A 16,046-nucleotide genomic window follows, 5' to 3' on the forward strand; every position below is an offset into this window, starting at 1 on the left:
GGCCGGCGATCACAGTTTTCGATGAGGCAGGCTCCATGTCGAATGCCAGCATGCGCGGCAAGCTCGTTCTCGTGACGGGCGGCGCCAAGAACGTGGGCAAGGCGATCTGCAGGCGGTTCGCCGAGCAGGGCGCACACGTGATTCTGAATTTCTTTCACTCGCTGGACGCGTCGAAGCAGACGGCCGCCGAGCTGCGCGCGCTCGGTGCGACCGTCGACGTGATCCGCGCGTCGGTCGCGCAGCAGGCGCAGGTCGACCGGATGTTCGACGAGATCGAGCGGCGCTACGGGCGGCTCGACGTGCTCGTCAACAACGCGGCGTCGGGTGCGCTGCTCGGCGTCGACGCGATCGGCGCCGAGCATTTCGATCGCGCGCTCGACACGAACCTGAAGGGCGCGTTCTGGTGCGCACGCCGCGCGGCCGCGCTGATCGAGCGCTCGGGCGGCGGCGCGATCGTCAACGTGTCGTCGGTCGGCGCGACGCTCGTGCCGGCGAACTATCTGGTGGTCGGCACCGCGAAGGCCGCGCTCGAATCGTTGACGCGCTATCTCGCCGTCGAATATGCGCCGCGCAACATTCGCGTGAATGCCGCATCGTCGACGCTGATCGACGGCGACGTCGCCGCGCAGTTTCCCGATCCGGACAACACGAAGCGCTCGAGCATCGCGGCGACGCCGCTGAAACGGCTCGCGACCGCCGACGATCTCGCCGACGTCGTGCTGTTTCTCGCGTCCGATGCCGCGCGCTGGGTGACGGGCCAGGTCGTCGTCGCCGACGGCGGGCTGTCGCTGTGCAGCGAGGCGCTATCGCCGCGCGCCGCGTGGGCGGTGGACGCCGCGCCGCGGCACGCGGCCGACGGCGCCGATGCGCCGCCCGCCGCGAACGACGCGCAGGCGGCGCGCGAGGCCGATCCGTCGGCTGCGCGCGCGCATGCAGCGTCGGCGGCGGCAGCGGCGTCGAGCGCGCCTGCGTCCTCGCGGCCGTCGCCGCGCGCCGACGACACGCACGACATGCCCGACACGGACGACATCGCCGTCGTCGGCATGGGCGTCGCGCTGCCGGGCGCGAGCGATCCGGATGCGTTCTGGCGCGCGTCGCTCGACGGCCCCGAGCTGTTCGGCGACGTGCCGCCGGACCGCTGGGATTACCGCTCGTTCCATTCGCCCGATCCGTCGGCGGAGGACAAGAGCTATCAGTCGCGATCGGTCTTCATCGAGCATTTCGAACCGTGCGCGTCGCTGCGTGCGGAACTCGACGCCGGCACCGCGCCGACCGAACTGACGACGCTGTGGCTGCGCCATGCGCTGCGTCAGTCGCTCGAGGGCGTGACGCTGCGCGACAGCGACCGCGTCGCGTTTCTCGTCGGCTACACGGCCGACGGCAACCAGCATCTGGAAGAAGGGATGGTGCTCGCCGCCGCGCGCGCGCGGCTCGATGCGGTGCTCGTCGAAGCCGGCATCGACGCGGACGAACGCGCGCGCCGCATTGCCGCGATCGATGCGGTGCTGAGCGCGCGCTATGCGCGCGGCGCCGGCGATCTCGCGTCGTACTTCCCGCATCGCGTCGGGCTGAACGCGATGAAGGGGATTCTGCCGGCCGAGACCGAAACGATGATGGTCGATACCGCGTGCTCGTCGTCGCTCTATTCGATCGACCTCGGGATCAAGGCGCTGCTGCTCGGCAAGCAGGACGTGGTCGCGTGCGGCGGCGCGTTCGCGCTCGCGCCGCGCGGCTCGATCCTGTTCTCGAAGCTGCACGGGCTGTCGCGCAGCGGCGAGGTGCGCCCGCTCGATCGCGACTGCGACGGCGTGCTGTTCGCGGACGGCGCGGGCGTCGTGATCCTGAAGCGCTTCGCGCGCGCGCGGGCGGACGGCGACCGCATTCTCGGCGTGCTGAAGTCGTTCGGTTCGTCGTCGGACGGCAAAGGCAAGGCGATCTACGCGCCCAATCCGGCCGGCCAGCGCATCGCGATCGAGCGCGCCTATACGCAGGCCGCGACCGCGCCGGCCGACGTCGACTGGATCGTCGCGCATGCGACCGGTACGCCGGCCGGCGATCTCGCCGAATTCCAGAGCCTGCGCGACACGATCCGGCGCGATCGTCCGGTGCAGCTCACGTCGAACAAGTCGCTCGTCGGTCATACCGGCTGGGCGGCCGGCGTCGTATCGGTGATCCAGGTGCTGCTCGGGCTGCGCCATCGGACGATTCCGCCGCAGCATCGCTTCAGCGAGCCGCCCGACGCGTTCGACATCGCCAATACGAACCTGCGGATTCCGACCGCGCCGGTGCCGTGGCCCGCGCGCGCCAATGCGCCGCGCGTCGCGGCCGTGTCTGGCTTCGGCTTCGGCGGCACGAACGGCCATCTGATCGTGTCCGAGTACCGCGACGATCTGCCGCCCGGACGCGCGAGCGGGCGGTTCCGGCGCGAGCCGCTCGCGATCGTCGGCTGGTCGGCGAAGTTTCCGGCGCTCGACGGCGAGGCGGCCGTCGCGGCGTGGCTGCGCGGCGAAGGTCGCGCGCCGGACGCGAGTTTCGGCGCGCGCTATCCGCTGCCGAGCTTCGAGCGCGTGAAGATGCCGCCCGCGGTGTTGCGTGCGCTCGACCGTTGCCAGCTGATGGCGCTCGATGCCGCCCACGACCTGCGCGAACGGCTCGGCGCATTCTGGCGCGACCATGCGGACACGATCGGGCTCGTCATGGGCCATATGGGCCCGACGCGCAATGCGGCGCTCTACGCGAGCCGCTGCTATCTCGACGACATCGCGGCTGCCGTGCGCGACGCGACGCTGCTGCACGAGCGCGCGGCCACCGACGCGCTGCTCGCGCGCTTCGCCGACGCGACGAAGCAGCTCGTCGCGCCGACGACCGAGAATTCGTTTTCGGGCATGATGCCGAACGTGATTCCGGCGCGCGTCGCGAACTATTACGACCTGCACGGGATGAACATGACCGTCGACGCCGGGCACGCATCGACGCTCGCCGCGTTCGAGGTCGCCGCACGCTTCCTGTGCAGCGGCGAACTCGAGATGGCGATCGTCGGCGGCATCAACGGCAATTCGGCCGACGAAGTGCAGCCGGCGTTCGACCTGCCGCTCGCCGAAGGCGTTGCGCTGTTCGCGGTGACGACCGTGCGCCGCGCACGCGAGGCCGGCCTGCCGGTGCTCGCGGTGGTCGGCGGCGGCGACGTGCGCGACGCGGCCGAGCCCGTCGTGCCGCGCGATGCGGCCGGCCGGGCTGTCACGTATGCGGGCGCGGATGCGGCGCTCGACGTGCTCCGCGCGCTGGTCGCGCGCACGCCGGCCGTGACGCTCGCGCGCGACGGCGGCGGCGATCGTCCGCGTCATGCATTGCGTATCGCTTGCGCGCAGCCGCAGCCCGAAGCACGTGACGATGCAGGCGATGTAGGTGACGCAGGCGACGATATGCGGTCGGCCGGCGCGCCGGCGCGCGTGCCTGCCACCGAGCCGGCCGCCGCGTTCACCGAACCGGCGCGCGCGATTGCGACACGGGCCGCGCCGGCCGAATTCGCATCGAACGCCGAGGCGCGCGCCGGTGCGCCGCTGCCGCCCGCGTTGCGCGACACGGCGCGCGCGGCCGACGGCGAGCCGCTGCGCGTCGCGCGCTACCGGATCGACTGGGCCGACGCGCCGTATCGCGCCGTCGGACCGGCGACGCCGTTCTTCGCGCCGCGCTGCGTGATCGTCACCGACATGCCGGACACGCTGGCCGCGCATGCGGGCCTGCACGCGGGCTGCGTGGTGCTGTCGACGCGGCCGATCGCGACGCCGAAGCCCGGCTGGCGCTGGGTCGAACGCGTCGACGCCGCGTCGCTCGACTGGCTGCCCGAGGACATCGGCCACGTGCGCGTGCTGACGACGCTCGACGGCGGCACGCTCGCGTCCGGTGCGGCCGGCGCGGCGCCCGAGCGGCTCGCGCTGCACGATCTCGCGTTCGTCGCGCTGAAGCGCTGCTACGGTGCGCTCGAGCGCGGCGGCACGTTCATCGCGCTGCTGCTCGATGCGCTCGCAGGCGACGTGCCGCATCCGGACGCCGGGCTCTTCACGGGGCTCGCGAAGGCGCTCGCGATCGAGGTGCCGGCCGCGCGCTCGCTCGCGGTGCTGACCGATGCGTGCACGCTCGACCGCGCGGTGCGCCAGGCCGAACGCGAGACTGCCGCGCATCAATGGCTGCCGGTCATCGCGCTCGGCGCGGGCCGTCGCCGCACGCCGCGCGTGACGCGCGATCCGGGGACGTTGCGCGCGGACGCACGCTTCGCGCTCGGCGCCGACGCGGTCGTCGTCGCCGTCGGCGGCGCACGCGGGATCACGGCCGAGCTGATGAAGGCGCTCGCCGAACACGTGCGCCCGACGCTGTACCTGATCGGCAGCAGCGACGCCGACGCAGGCGACGCGACGCTCGCCGCGCTCGACGACGACGCCTTCGCGAAGTGCCGCGCCGACTACATCCGCGCGCAGAAGGCGCAGTATCCGGAGCGGCCGCTGGCCGACATCATCCGCGCGTTCGAACGCGAAGCGCAGACGCGCGCCGCGTGCCGCAACCTCGACGCGATGAAGGCGTTCTGCGGCGCGCAGCGCGTGACGTACGTGCGCGCCGACGTGCTCGACGCCGACGGCACGCGCGCGGCGATCGACGCGATCCTCGCGCGCGAAGGGCGCGTGGACCTGCTCGTGAACGCGGCCGGGCTCAACCGTTCCGCATCGGTACGCGTGAAGTCGTTCGACGATTTCGTCGCGGTGCGCGACATCAAGGTGCGCGGCTACTGGAACCTGCGCGCGGCCTTCGGCGCGCGCCAGCCGCGGCTGTGGTGCAACTTCGGCTCGTTCATCGGGCTGACCGGTCAGGCGGGCGAGACCGACTATGCGTCGGCGAACGACTTCCTGAACACGCAGGCCGCGTATCGCCGCGCCGCGCTCGGCGACGACGAATGCACGATCGGCTGGACGCTGTGGCGCTCGGTCGGGCTCGGCGCGAATCCGGTCACGCGCGCGTTTCTCGAGAAGAGCGGGCTGTTTACGAGCATGCGCACCGACGAGGGGCGCCATCACTTCCTGCGCGAACTTGCGCTCGGCGAACGCGCGGCGATGTCCGTGCATCTCGGCGACGCGGAACGGCGCGCGATCGAGGCGCATCTGCCCGGCTACTTCGATGCGCCGGCTTCCGCGCAGGCCGAACCGGCCGCCGCGCTCGAGCCGGCCGAGGCAGGCACGCCGCACATGCGTACGGCGACCGACGCGCGCTTCTATCTGGGCGCCGAGCTCGCGCGTAGCGACGACGGCGTGACGTTCGAGCGCGTGTTCGATCTCGAACGCGACGCCTATCTGCTGCATCACGTCGTGAACGGCTTTCCGACGCTGCCCGGCACGTTCGTGCCGGAGCTCGCGGCCGAAGCCGCGTTGCAGCTCGCGCCGGGGCTGAAGGTCGTCGGTTTCGCGGACGCCGCATTCCTGCATTTCCTGCGCGTGTACGACGCGAAGCGGCCGAGCGTGAAGCGCATCCACGCGCGGCGCATCGGCCGCGACGGCGACGCGCTGCTCGTGCGCGTGCGCATTTCGGGCGACGTCACGGCGCCGGGCGGCCGGATCCTCGTGCGCGACAAGCCGCATTTCGAGATCACGGTGCGCCTTGCCGAGCGCTACGCGCCCGCGCCGGTGTGGGACGCGCCTGCGGCCGGCCGCTTCGTGCCGATACCCGACCCGTATCACTTCGACGCGGCGCCCGTGCGGCTGACCGGAATGTTCGTGTCGACCGCCGACACGGGGATGAGCGATGCGGGCAAGCATGCGCGGCTGCGGCTGAACGTGCGCGACGACGATCCGGTGTTCGCGCGCTTCGTCGTGCCGAGCATCCTGCTCGACGGGCTCGCGCGCGTCGCCGCGCTCGACGTCGTCGGCGGCGACTACATTCCGCTCGCGGCGCCGATGTCGATCGCGCGCATCGATCTGTACGAGGACGGCAACGACGTCGAACTCGCGCGCCGTCACGGTGACATCGCGCTGCACGTGACGCCGCGTACGTTTGCGCTCGAAGGGCCCGCGAGCCGCGGCAACCGCTTCGTCGCGGTGCGGCCGGACGGCCGGCTGCTGATGCAGATGCGCGACGTGACGGGAATCGTCATCGGCTACGTGAACCGGACGACCGGTGCCTTTGCGTCGCGCACCGAGGTCGAGGAACGGCGCGCCGAACGGCTCGCCGAAGGCGCGTCCGAACGACGTGCCGCACACGCGCCGGACGGGCAGGTGTCCGCATGAGCAGGAAAGCGATCGCTCCCGGCCCGCGCGGCAGCCTCGTGATGGGCAACCTCGCCGCGTACAAGCGCAATCCGGTCACGATGCTGCTGAAGCTGCAGCAGCAGTACGGCGACGTCGTGCGCAACCGGCTCGGGCCGTTCGTCACGCACGCGCTCGCGCATCCGGACGGCGTGCAGCACGTGCTGCAGGACAACCATCGCAACTACGTGCGCGGCCGCTTCTACGACAACTTCCGGATGTTCTTCGGCGACGGGCTGCTGACGACCGACGGCGAGTTCTGGCGGCGCCATCGGCGCGTCGTGCAGCCGCTTTTTCATCGCAAGCAGGTCGACGCGCATGCGGCCGCGGTCGGCGACGCGGCGCTCGCGCTCGTCGAGCAGTGGTTTGCGCGGCCGGACGCCGACGCACCGTTCGACGTCGTCGAGGCGATGATGCACGTGAGCCTGCGCATGCTCGGGCTGATGCTGTTCAACGCAGACCTCTCGCGGCATGCGGACGAAGTCGGCCCCGCGGTGCGGTTCGGCATCGAAGCGATGATGCCGCAGGGCAACCTGAACGACTTCGTGCCGCGCTGGATGCCGACGCCGTTCAACCGGCGCATCGCCCATGCGCGGCGGGCGATCGACACGATCGTCGACGCGATCGTCGCCGGGCATCGCGCGGGCCGCTGCGCGCCGAGCGACGTGATCTCGCTGCTGCTCGCCGCGCGCGACGCCGAGACGGGCGCGCCGCTGACCGAGCGGGAAGTGCACGACGAGGTGATGACGGTGTTGCTGGCCGGTCACGAAACGACGGGCAGCGGGATGGCGTGGGGCCTGTATGCGCTCGCGCAGCATCCGGACGTGCTGCGGCGCCTGCGCGACGAACTCGACGCGGTGCTCGGCGGCCGCGCGCCGGCGCCGGACGATCTCGAGCGGCTGCCGTATCTGCTGCAGACTGTCGACGAGATCCTGCGTGTCTATCCGCCGATCTGGGGCTTCACGCGCGACCTCGTCGACGACGACGAAATCGGCGGCTATCACGTGCCGGCCGGCTCGTCGGTGTTCCTGTCGCCGTACGTCACGCATCGGCATCCGGCGCTGTGGAGCCATCCCGATGCGTTCGATCCCGAGCGTTTCGCGTCGCACGCGCCCGCGCGGCACAAGTATGCGTATTTCCCGTTCGGCGGCGGGATGCGCAAATGCATCGGCTACCAGACCGCGTTGCTGCAGATGCGCGTGCTGATCGCGGTCGTCGCGCAGCACGTCGATTTGAGCGCCGTGCCGGGGCAGTCGCTCGACACGGGCGCGACGATCTCGCTGCGTCCGCGCGACGGCATCCGGATGATCGCGAAGCCGCGCGCGCGAACGCATGCCGCGCAGTCCGCCCGCACGCCGCGGGCGGACGCACGTGCCGACGCGTGCCCGTTCGGCGGCGCGCGTGCGCCGGACGCTGTGCCGCTCGCGCGCGACATGCAGCCGCAGGGCGGGGCAGACGATGGCCGTGCGGTCATGCAGCCGCACACGACGCAAACGCCGCATGCCGCGTCCGACGCATCGCCCGTCGCGTCGCTCGTCGCATCGCCTCCCGCATCGCCGGCCGCCGGCCCCGTGCTGCCCGACGACCTGCTCGCGCATCTGCGGCGCGTGACCGGCGCGAGCACCGAGCATCGTTCTGCGCCGCCCGACGACGCGCCGCCCACGCGCCGCTTCACGTGGCGCGCGATCGAAGCCGACCCGCTGCCCGAGATGCCGGCCGCCGAATTGAGCGGCAAGCGTGTCGCGATCGTGAACGGCCGCGCGTCGACGGTCGAGCGCGTCGTGTCGGCGCTCACGCGCGCTTGCACGAAGCCCGCCGTGTTCGCCCCGCCCGACGGCGCGGACGCGGCCGCCGCCGCGCAGGCGTTCGCCCTGCAGCACGGCCCGTTCGACGCGATCGTCGATCTCGGCATCGAAGCCGCGTTTGCGCTCGACGCGCACGATGCGTGGGACGCACCGCTGCGACGCACGATCGCGCTACTGCACGCGTGCTACGACGACTGGTCGCGCGAGGAATCGACGTCGCGGCTGTTCTACCTCGCGGTCACATGGATGGACGGCCGCATGGGCTACGGCGACGCGCCGCCCGTGCAGCCGCTCGGCGGTTTGTGGGCGGGGCTCGCGAAAACGCTGCCGCAGGAGCTGCCGAACTGCAACGTGCGCGTGCTCGACATCGCGCCGGACGAAACCGGGCGTGTGCATGCGCTGATCGCGCGCGAGCTGTATCGCGGCGGCCGATTCGAAATCGGTCATCAGGGCGGCCGCCGCTACACGCTGACGGCCGCGCACGATCCGCTGCCGGCCGATGCGGCGCCCGGCTGGGGGCCGGGCGACATCGTGCTGTTCTCCGGCGGCGCGCGCGGGATCGGTTTGCTGGCCGCCTGCGCGCTCGCGAAGCGGTGCGGCTGCACGGTCGTCGTGACGGGCCGCGAGCCGCTGCCGGTCGGCGACGAGCCGTGGCTCGCGCTCGACGAGGCGGGGTTCCGGCGCTACGGGTTCGAGCAACTGCGGCAGGCGACGCGCAGCGATACGCCGAAGATGATCCGGCAGCGGCTGCGGCAGCTCGAACGGCGCCGCGACATGCGTGCGTCGCTGACAGCGGCCGCCGCGCTCGGCGTGCCGCTGCAGTACCGCGTCTGCGACGTGACGGATGCGACGGCCGTGCGCGCGCTCTGCGATTCGCTCGGCGCGCGGCTGCGCGCGGTGGTCCATAACGCGGGCATCGATCAGCCGGTACGGCTGCCGGCCAAGCAGGCGGACGAATTTCTCGGCACCGTGCGCGTGAAGGTGCGCGGCTTCATGAACCTGTATGCGGCCGTGCGCGATCGCGCGCACGTGATGGGCTTTTTCAACGTCGGCTCGCTGACGGGCCGCTGGGGCGGAATGACGGGCGAGGCCGACTACGCGGCCGCCAACGAGGCGCTCGCGCGGCTCGGTCTGTGGGCGCGGCACGATGCGCACGGCCGCGTCGTGAAGACGCTCGTATGGCCGACCTGGGACGGCGTCGGGATGATCACGCATCTCGCGGTCACGCGGCGCTACGTGAGCCCGATGCGCATCGACGACGGCGTGCGCTACTGGCTCGAGGAACTCGCGGATGGCCGCAGCGGGGAAGCGATGTACATGGGCGCGGTCGGCCGCGCGGTGACGCCGGTGCAGCTGCGCGGATTCGGGCCGGTCGACGGCCTGCCGAACCTGCACGAGCTCGCGACGCGCGCGCTTCATGCGGGCGAGCCGCGGCGCTTCCGGCCGTTCGCGCGCTTCTCGACGCACTATCGGACGGTCGGCGCGCCGTACGCGCGCGCGTTCCGCTACGACGGCCGCCCGGCCGCGCCGGCCTCGCTGCTGCTCGAGCATGCGCGCGTCGCGGCCGACTGGGTCGCGACGCCCGACGGCGAACCCGTCGCGCTGCACCGGATCGACGACGTGACGATCCGGCTGGACGCGCTGTCCGACACGCTCGACGGATCCGGCGACGTGCACGTCGATACCGACGTCGCCGGCGGTGCCGCGGACGACGGCTGGCGCGTGCACGCGCGCTGCACGACCGTCGGCGGCCGCACGGTGCTCGAGGCCACCTTCGTCTACCGGCGCGGCACGCCGGCACGCACGACCGTCGTGCTGCCGCCGGACGACTGCGACGCGCCGGCCGCGCCGTGCGCGCCGGTCGCCTGGCGCGGCGATTTGCTGCCGGCCGCGCGCTGGCATGGCCTGCTCGGGCAGGTGCGCGCGGCCGAGCCCGACGCGCTGTGGCAGACGCTCGATCCCGCGGCCGGTGCGCCCGGCGCGGCGCTGTGGCTGCCGGTCAATCATCTGGAAAACATACTGCGCGCGCTGTTCGGCGCCTGGCCGGCGGCGCGCGGGCTGCCGCATACGTGGCGGATCGGCCGCATCGACGTCGGCGCGCCGTGCGCGGACGACGCGGAGCTGATCGTCCGCTATTCGGGCGAGCGCTTCGCGATCGCGGATCGCGCCGGCGCGCGCATCGCGGAACTGCGCGACACCGCGCTCGTCGGCGACGCGCCAGCGGGCGCGCCGGCGGCCGAACCGGTGGCCGCATTCGACACGAACGGGGGAGATGGACGATGACGGAACGCGACCATGGCAAGCGGTACTGCGTGATCGGCGCCGGTGCGGCCGGGATTGCGGCCGCGAAGAATCTCGCGGCGCTCGGAATCGGCGTCGACGTCATCGAGCGCGAGGACGACGTCGGCGGCAACTGGTATTACGGGCGCCCGAGCGGCGCCGTGTATCGGTCGATCCACATGATCAGCTCGAAGCGGTTTTCGGAGTACCCGGACTTCCCGATGCCGGACGACTATCCGACCTACGCACGCGGCGATCAGGCGCTCGCGTATCTGCGCGCGTATGCGCGGCACTTCGGCGTGTACGACCGGATCGAGTTCGGCCGCTCGGTGCTCGAGATCGCGCCGGTGCCCGGCAGCACGCAATGGCGTGTCGAACTCGATCGCGGCGAGGTGCGGCGCTATCGCGGCGTGATCGTCTGCAACGGACATCTGTCGCATCCGCAGCTGCCCGACTATCCGGGCCGCTTCGACGGGCTGCAGCTGCACTCGTCGCAATACCGGACGCCGGACATTTTCACCGGCAAGCGCGTGCTCGTGATCGGCGCCGGCAATTCGGGCTGCGACATCGCGGTCGAAGCGTCGCATCACGCGGCGGCGGTCTTTCACAGCACGCGGCGCGGCTATTTCTACTGGCCGAAATTCCTGTTCGGGATGCCGGCCGACGAATGGGCCGAATGGCCGCTGCGGCTGCGCATGCCGCTCTGGGCGCGCCGCTTCTTCGGCGAGCGGCTGCTGCGGCTCACGACGGCCGGGCAGCCGGAGGACTACGGATTGCGCAAGCCGGACCACAAGCTGTTCGAGTCGCACTTCATCATCAACTCGACGCTGTTCTACCACCTCGGCCATGGCGATCTCGTCGCGCGGCCCGACGTGCGCGCGCTGCAGGGCGAGCGCGTCGCGTTCGTCGACGGCAGCGAGGAGGCGGTCGACGTGATCGTCTACGCGACCGGCTACCGGCCGAGCTTCCCGTTCATCGATCAGGCGCATCTGCAGTGGGACAAGGCGCAGCCGAAGCTGTATCTGAACATGTTCGATGCGCAGCATCGCGACCTGTTCTTCATCGGGCTGTTCCAGACGTCGACCGGCAACTGGCCGTTGATGGACTATCAGGCGCAACTGCTCGCACGCTATCTGCGCGCACGCGACGTCGCACCGCACCGTGCCGCGCACATCGACGAACTGATCCGGCGCGACCGTTCCGACTGGAACGGCGGGATCGCGTTTCACCGCACGCCGCGTCACGTGATCGAAGTCGAACACTTCGCGTACCGGCTGCAGCTGAAGCGCCTGATTCGCGCACTGTCGGCCGCTGCGGCTGCCGCACCGGTGTCGCGCGCGCAGCCGCACGCGGTCCGTCCGGGAGGTGCATCGTGAACCTCGTGACGATCGACCGCGTGTCGAAGACCTATCTGCTCGACAGCGTGCGCGTGAGCGCCATCGCCGATGTCTCGCTGACGCTTGCCGCGGGCCGCTTCATCGTGCTGGCCGGTCCGTCCGGCAGCGGCAAGACGACGCTGCTGAACCTGATCGGCTGCATCGACCGCCCCGACACCGGGCGCGTGTCGATCGCGGGCCACGATACCGCGTCGCTGACCGACGACGCGCTGTCGGATTTCCGCGCACGCCACATCGGCCACGTGTTTCAGACGTTCAACCTGCTGCCGGTGCTGTCCGCATACGAGAACGTCGAATATCCGCTGCTGATGGCCGGCTGGGCGCCTGCGCGCCGCGCGGCGCGCGTGCGTGCGCTGCTCGATGCGGTCGCGCTCGGCGACAAGGCGCGGCACCGGCCGACGCAGCTGTCGGGCGGCCAGCGTCAGCGCGTCGCGATCGCGCGCGCGCTCGCGGTGCAGCCCGCGATGGTGCTTGCCGACGAGCCGACCGCCAACCTCGACAGCGCGACCGGCCGCGCGATCATCGCGCTGATGCGCACGATCCAGCGCGAGCACGACGTGTCGTTCATCGTGTCGTCGCACGATCCGGAGATCGTGCAGGCGGCCGACGAGGTCGTGCGGATACGCGACGGCCGTATCGTCGGCTACGAGCTCGCGGCCGGTCGCGCGACGTCCACGGAGGCGCGCCGATGACCGCGACGCTGATGCTCGCGCTGCGCAATCTGCAGCGCAACCGACGCCGTTCGCTGACCACGCTGCTCGCGATGATCGTCGGCGTGAGCGCGATCCTGCTGTTCGGCGGCTTCAGCCGCGACATCACGCTCGGGCTGCAGACCGATTTCGTGCAGCGCAGCGGCCATCTGCAGATCCAGCGGCGCGGCTATTTCCTGTATGGAACCGGCGACCCGGCCGCGTACGGCATTCGCGACTACGCGGCGTTGATCGACACGCTGCGGCGCGACGGGCAGCTCGCGCCGCTCGTCGCGGTCGTGACGCCGACGCTGCAGTTCGGCGGGATCGCCGGCAATTTCGAGGCGGGCGTGTCGCGTACCGTGATCGGATTCGGCACGCTGCCGGACGACCAGTACCGCATGCAGCAATGGAACGCGTACGGCTTTCCGCTGCAGCCGCGCGCGTTCGCACTGCGCGGCGCACCGGACGACGCGGCCGTGGTCGGCGTCGGCGTGGCGCGCGTGCTGCATCTCTGCGCGGCGCTGCGCGTGCGCGACTGCCGCGACGCACCGGCCGGGCCGGCCGCAGTCGACGACGCCGCGCACGGCCCCGACGGCGGCGCCGCCGCGCATGCGCCGGCCGACGTCCTCGCGCTCGCTCAGGACGAAGCGCGCAGCCGGCCGGCCGAGCGCGACGGTGCGCACGTCGAAGTGCTCGCCGCGAGCGCGGGCGGTGCGCCGAACGTCGGGCGCTTCTCGGTCGTGAAAGCCGAGCAGCAGGGCGTGAAGGAATTCGACGATGCGTATCTCGCCGTGCGGCTGCCGCTCGCGCAGCGGCTCGTCTACGGCGGCGCGGCGCCGCGCGCGACCGCGATCGAGATCCAGCTGCACGAGACGGCCGACCTGCCGGCCGCACGCGCGCGCATCGAGCAGCTGCTGCGCGACGGCTATCGCGGGCAGCCGCTCGAGGTCGTCGATTTCGCGACGCTCAATCCGTTCTACGACCAGACGAACCGGATGTTCTCGGTGATCTTCGGCTTCGTGTTCGTGCTGATCAGCGCGATCGTGCTGTTCGTGATCAGCAACACGATGAGCACCGCGATCATCGAACGCACCGTCGAAATCGGCACGCTGCGCGCGATGGGCATGCGGCGCGGCGGCATCCAGACGCTGTTCGTCTGCGAGGGCGCGCTGCTCGGCATTGCGGGCGCGACGCTCGGCGTGCTGGTCGCGCTTGCGATCGCCGCCGCGATCAACCGCAGCGGGCTCGTATGGACGCCGCCCGCGCGCATCGATGCGGTCGCGCTGACCGTGCGCGTGTGGGGCGAGTGGCGAACCATCGCGCTGACCTTCGCGGGGCTCGCGTGCGTCGCCGGATTGTCGGCGTGGCTGCCGGCGCGTCATGCGGCGCGGCTGTCGATCGTCGACGCGCTGCGCCACGTATGAAGCCGTTTTGATCCCCTTCATCCATCGGAGAGTATTCGTGCGCCGTCTGTTCGGTTTCCTCTGTTTGAGTCTTTCGTTGCTGGCCGGCATCGTGCAGGCCGAGCCGTCGCCCGATCCGCAGAAGCTGCTCGCGGCGAGCGACGCGATCCGCGCGCCCGCGAAGTCGTTCGTGCTGACCGCGACGCTGATCGAATATCGTGCCGGTAAGCAGGTAGACGGCAACACGTTGTCGATCTATTCGAAGCCCGACGCGCCGGGCGGCGCGTTCCGCACGCTGGTGCGCTTCGTCGCGCCGGCGCGCGACGCCGGCAAGCTGATGCTGAAGAACGGCAACGACCTGTGGTTCTACGATCCGGCGAACCAGGCGAGCGTGCGGATCTCGCCCGATCAGCGGCTGCTCGGCCAGGCCGCGAACGGCGACGTCGTGACCGTCAATCTCGCGCACGACTACACGGCGGAGCTGAAGGGCATCGAGGACATCGCCGACGGCGACCGGCAGTCGCGCCGCGCATACCGTCTCGCGCTGACCGGGCACGGCGAGGGGCTCACGTATCAGCGCATCGAGATCTGGATCGACGCGGCGAACGAGCGGCCGCTGAAGGCGCGGTTCTATGCGGAAAGCGGCCGCCTGCTGAAGACCGCGTTCTACCGGCGCTACACGATGCAGCTCGGCGTCGAGCGGCCGACCGAGACCGTGATCATCGACGGCCTCGACAGCAACTGGGTCACCGTGATGCGGTTTTCGGACTACGCGTGGCGCGACATTCCCGACGCATGGCTGCAGCGCGATTATCTGCCGCGCTTTCAGGCGCAATGACGAACCGGAGCCGGCCGCGTGCGGTGGCGGTCGCGCTCGCGTTGCTGCTCGCAACGGGGCGCGCCGTGCAGGCGGGCGAAGCCGACAACGCGGCCGTGCAGACGGCCGCCGTCGACGACGCCGATGCCGCCGCACTCGATCTCGCCGACCGTTCCGCAGCCGCATCGTCGGCGACGGCCGACGTCGCGAAGCCGTGGAAATTCGACGTGCAGAATGCGCTGCGGATGAGCCGCTATCGCGACGGCGGCGAGGGCGGCCGCAATCAGCTGTCGATCGAATTCGACTACGCGCAGTGGCTCACGCCTTCGTTCGGCGCGCACGTCTCGATGCGTTTCGACCGCTTCGATCCGCTCGGCAGCTCGCGCACGTCGTCGCGCAACGAAACGCTCGTGAAGGAGGCGTACGCGAGCTGGCGCGCGACGCCGGCGTTCGTCGTCGACGCGGGGCGCATCAACGAGCGGCTCGGCGCGGCGATCGGCTACAACCCGACCGATTTTTTCCGTGCGGGCGCCGTGAGCCTCGACGTGCCGCCCGACCCCGACAGCCGGCACACGAACCGGCTCGGCACCGTCGCGCTGCGTGCGCAGCACGTCTGGGCGTCGGGTTCGGTCGCGCTGCTCGCATCGCCGCGACTCGCGAGCCGCAGCGCGCCTGGCGATCCGGACGCGTCGTCGGACCTGCAGCGCACGAACGGCGTCGATCGCTGGATGCTGGTCGCGAGCCAGCGGCTCGGCGCGCTCGTGCAGCCGCAATGGGTCGTGTACGGCGAAAGCGGTCAGTCGCCGCAGTTCGGCCAGAACCTCAGTGTGCTGGCCGGCAATGCCGTGGTCGCGTATCTCGAGTGGGCGGGCGGCTACCGGCCCTCGTTGATCGCGCGCGCGGCCGGCAGCGGCGCCGATCGCGCCTTTCGTACGAGCGCGTCGATCGGTGCGACATGGACATTGCCGATCGACCTGTCGCTGACCGCGGAATTCCAGCGCAACGGCGGCGGCGCGCGTGCGTCGCAGTGGCGCACGCTGCAGGCGGCCGATCCGTACCGCTGGGGCGATGCGGTGCGGCGCTCGATCGCCGCGCAGGAACTGCAGACGCGCCACGGGCTGTTCCTGATGGCCGCGTGGCGCAACGTCGGCGTACGGCGTCTCGATCTGGCGGCGTTCATGCAGGCCGATCTCGGCGGCGGCCGGCAGTACTGGATCGAGCTGCGACGGCGTTTCGACCGGTTCGACGTCGCACTGCAATGGCTGCGGCAGAGCGGGCCGTCGTGGAGCCGTTTCGGCGCGATGCCGGAATCGGCGAGCGTCCAGCTGCTGGGCATTTTCTATCGATGAAGCAAGGAGGCAACCC

The 16,046-nt window shown here is 71.3% G+C and carries 7 protein-coding genes; all 7 read left to right on the top strand.

Annotated features, from left to right (window positions below):
- Nucleotides 1-35: 35 nt before the first annotated feature.
- The 7 genes from ACSHSS_RS14115 to ACSHSS_RS14145 are packed head-to-tail and all read left to right on the top strand — an operon-like array spanning nt 36 to nt 16,030.
- A complete protein-coding gene (locus ACSHSS_RS14115; protein ID WP_445545125.1) occupies nt 36-6,269 on the top strand; it encodes an SDR family oxidoreductase in 6,234 nt (2,077 codons plus the stop codon).
- Nucleotides 6,266-10,375 (top strand): cytochrome P450, encoded by a 4,110-nt coding sequence (locus tag ACSHSS_RS14120; protein WP_445545126.1) that lies wholly within the window; start codon nt 6,266-6,268, stop codon nt 10,373-10,375. The genes ACSHSS_RS14115 and ACSHSS_RS14120 overlap by 4 nt, the downstream gene beginning before the upstream one ends.
- On the top strand, nt 10,372-11,748 hold the full coding sequence (locus ACSHSS_RS14125) for a flavin-containing monooxygenase (RefSeq protein ID WP_445545127.1): 1,377 nt from the start codon (nt 10,372-10,374) through the stop codon (nt 11,746-11,748). The genes ACSHSS_RS14120 and ACSHSS_RS14125 overlap by 4 nt, the downstream gene beginning before the upstream one ends.
- Nucleotides 11,745-12,461 (top strand): ABC transporter ATP-binding protein, encoded by a 717-nt coding sequence (locus ACSHSS_RS14130; RefSeq protein ID WP_006402202.1) that lies wholly within the window; start codon nt 11,745-11,747, stop codon nt 12,459-12,461. Before ACSHSS_RS14125 ends, ACSHSS_RS14130 begins: the two co-directional genes overlap by 4 nt.
- Entirely contained in the window at nt 12,458-13,885 is a 1,428-nt protein-coding gene (locus tag ACSHSS_RS14135; RefSeq protein ID WP_445545128.1) for an ABC transporter permease, read from the top strand. The genes ACSHSS_RS14130 and ACSHSS_RS14135 overlap by 4 nt, the downstream gene beginning before the upstream one ends.
- Before the next feature lie 37 nt (nt 13,886-13,922).
- Nucleotides 13,923-14,702, top strand: a complete 780-nt coding sequence (locus ACSHSS_RS14140) for an outer membrane lipoprotein-sorting protein (protein WP_060152538.1) — start codon at nt 13,923-13,925, stop codon at nt 14,700-14,702.
- Nucleotides 14,699-16,030: a hypothetical protein gene (locus tag ACSHSS_RS14145; RefSeq protein WP_445545129.1), complete on the top strand. Its 1,332-nt coding sequence runs from the start codon at nt 14,699-14,701 to the stop codon at nt 16,028-16,030. Before ACSHSS_RS14140 ends, ACSHSS_RS14145 begins: the two co-directional genes overlap by 4 nt.
- Nucleotides 16,031-16,046: the final 16 nt, after the last annotated feature.

The sequence above is a fragment of the Burkholderia sp. BC1 genome, from assembly GCF_052683555.1.